This is a genomic window from Marilutibacter maris (assembly GCF_006546735.2).
In the GTDB taxonomy this organism is placed as follows: domain Bacteria; phylum Pseudomonadota; class Gammaproteobacteria; order Xanthomonadales; family Xanthomonadaceae; genus Marilutibacter; species Marilutibacter maris.
In genome coordinates this window covers 1-1791 of the sequence record NZ_VICD02000128.1, presented here as the reverse complement: position 1 = coordinate 1791, position 1791 = coordinate 1, and the positions used below count along the sequence as shown (strand labels likewise).

General features: G+C 68.6%; 4 protein-coding genes. 3 read left to right on the top strand and 1 reads right to left on the bottom strand.

The window, feature by feature from the left end; all coding sequences use genetic code 11:
- A partial coding sequence (locus FKV24_RS08095; protein ID WP_141482017.1) for a LysR family transcriptional regulator occupies positions 1-245 on the bottom strand: 245 nt, incomplete at its 3' end.
- Between the two features lie 95 nt (positions 246-340).
- Here FKV24_RS08095 and FKV24_RS08090 point away from each other — a divergent pair.
- The 3 genes from FKV24_RS08090 to FKV24_RS20220 all read left to right on the top strand — a co-directional run.
- Positions 341-1177, top strand: coding sequence for an NAD(P)H-dependent oxidoreductase (locus FKV24_RS08090; RefSeq protein ID WP_141482016.1), 837 nt, complete (start codon positions 341-343; stop codon positions 1175-1177).
- A gap of 122 nt (positions 1178-1299) precedes the next feature.
- On the top strand, positions 1300-1569 hold the full coding sequence (locus tag FKV24_RS08085) for a hypothetical protein (RefSeq protein ID WP_111267642.1): 270 nt from the start codon (positions 1300-1302) through the stop codon (positions 1567-1569).
- 87 nt (positions 1570-1656) lie between these two features.
- The coding region (locus FKV24_RS20220) for a YHYH domain-containing protein (protein WP_141482015.1) at positions 1657-1791 on the top strand (135 nt) is incomplete at its 3' end.

Sequence of the window (1791 nt, the reverse complement as noted above, 5' to 3'; positions counted from 1 at the left end):
GTCTCCAACGCTTCGCGCAACGGTCCGCGCAGGGCCTCGGCGCGCGCGGTCGGCCGCATGCCGCGCGCGCCCGGCAGCAGCAACGGATCGCCAAGCGCGTCGCGCAGCTTCGACAGTTGCACGCTGACCGCCGGTTGGGACAGGTGCAGGCGTTCGGCGGCGCGGGTGACGTTGCGCTCGGACAACAGCACGTCCAGGGTCACCAGCAGGTTGAGGTCGAGCCCCTTGAAAGCCACGCCACTCATATCAACAGTGCTGATACCTGAAATATTCGTAATTCATTTCAAATATACATGACCGAGGCCGATGCTGGAGTCCCCACTCCCGACAGGCATCGCCAATGAACATCCTGCTCGTCTACGCCCACCCCGAACCACAGTCGCTGAACGGATCGCTCAGGGATTTCATCGTCGACCGCCTGCAGGGCAACGGGCATTCGGTGCAGGTCTCGGACCTGTACGCGATGGGCTGGAAGGCGGTGCTCGACGCCGACGACAGCCTGGACGGCGCCATCGGCGAGCGCTTCCATCCCGAGCGCGACTCCCGGCACGCATTCGAGAACGGCCGTCAGAGTCCGGACATCGCCGCCGAGCAGGACAAGCTGCGCTGGGCCGATGTGGTGATCCTGCAGTTCCCGCTGTGGTGGTTCTCGATGCCGGCGATCCTCAAGGGCTGGGTCGAGCGCGTCTACGCCTACGGATTCGCCTACGGCGTCGGCGAGCACTCCGACCGCCACTGGGGCGACCGCTACGGCGAGGGCACGATGGCCGGCAAGCGCGCGATGCTGGTGGTGACCACCGGCGGCTGGGAATCGCATTACGCCGCGCGCGGGATCAACGGCCCGATCGACGACCTGCTGTTCCCGATCCAGCACGGCACCCTCTACTACCCCGGCTTCGACGTGTTGCCGCCGTTCCTGCTCTACCGCAGCGGCCGCATGGACGAGGCGCGCTACCGGCAGGTCAGCGCCGAGCTGGCCGCGCGCCTGGACACCCTGGAGACCACCGCGCCGATTCCGTTCCGCCGCCAGAACCACGGCGACTACGAGATTCCCGCCTGCACCCTGCGCGAGGACATCGCGCCGGGCGTGGACGGCTTTGCCGCGCATCTGCGGACCACGGGTGAGGACGACAAAGCGGAAGCCGACGCGGGAACGGCGGTGGCGACCGCCGCCTGAGCCGCTCGCGGCAGTTTCGTCACCGGCGGACACGCGCCTGGCCGCGTGCGCCTGGCGGCGGCGTTGGTTCATGTATCCCCGGACAGTCCGGGAATCGACGCCGCCGCTCCGACGAGGCGCACATGAACCTGATCTACTCGCACGACTACGCCACCGCACGCGCGTTCGCCCAGCACGAGGAGCTGATGCCCGGCGACTGGCAATGGATCCAGGACGCCGACGTGGTCCGCCAGTATCCGCGTGCGGTCATCTACAAGGTGCCGCACTGGCAGGACAACCCGCGCCGCGCGCGCATCGACCTGGCCCTGCAGCGCGCCGCCGAGACCCATCGCCTGGGTACCCTGATCGACCTGGTCGAGGGCCACGGCACCCTGGGCATCTCCGGCGCCTGAGCCGCCCCTCGCCGGTGGCCGCGCTTTGAAGCCGGCGATCGGCAGCGCTAGGATCGCGCTATCGCACGAAGGCATGGGGGGTGCCCGATGGTGACGATCCGATCCGCGATTCCGACACTGGCCTGGCTGGTCGCCGGCGTCCTGTTCTGCGCCCAGACCGCCGCCGCGCATGGCGGCCGCCTCAACGCGCAGGGCTGTCACAACGACCGCAAGAATGGCGGT

Bases quoted from the DNA above. Each gene is read 5' to 3' on its own strand.
- FKV24_RS08085 (WP_111267642.1), top strand. From the start codon at position 1,300: ATGAACCTGATCTACTCGCACGACTACGCCACCGCACGCGCGTTCGCC.
- FKV24_RS08090 (WP_141482016.1), top strand. From the start codon at position 341: ATGAACATCCTGCTCGTCTACGCCCACCCCGAACCACAGTCGCTGAAC.